A 426-nucleotide genomic window follows, 5' to 3' on the forward strand; every position below is an offset into this window, starting at 1 on the left:
GGCCGCCGATGGCCGTCGGCTTTGATATCGATGACACCGTCCTCTTCTCCAGTCCGGGTTTCTGGCGCGGGCAAAAAACCTTCTCTCCCGGCAGCGAAGATTACCTGAAAAACCCGCAGTTCTGGGAAAAAATGAACAACGGCTGGGATGAATTCAGCATGCCGAAAGAGGTGGCGCGCCAGCTGATTGCGATGCATGTGAAGCGCGGGGACAGCATCTGGTTCGTCACCGGCCGCAGCCAGACCAAAACCGAAACCGTTTCTAAAACCCTGCAGGATGATTTTCTCATCCCGGCCGCCAATATGAATCCGGTGATTTTCGCTGGCGATAAGCCTGGCCAAAACACCAAGACCCAGTGGCTGCAGGCGAAGCAGATAAAGGTTTTCTACGGCGATTCGGATAACGATATCACCGCCCCCCCCCCCC

Annotated in this window: 1 protein-coding gene; it reads left to right on the forward strand. The window is 56.1% G+C overall.

The features are described 5' to 3' along the window. Positions 1–426: acid phosphatase AphA (gene aphA / locus HMPREF9538_RS14810; RefSeq protein ID WP_009485002.1), on the forward strand; the 426-nt coding region annotated here is incomplete at both ends.

Origin of the sequence: Klebsiella sp. MS 92-3 (assembly GCF_000195655.1) — a bacterium.
In the GTDB taxonomy this organism is placed as follows: Bacteria; Pseudomonadota; Gammaproteobacteria; order Enterobacterales; family Enterobacteriaceae; genus Klebsiella; species Klebsiella pneumoniae.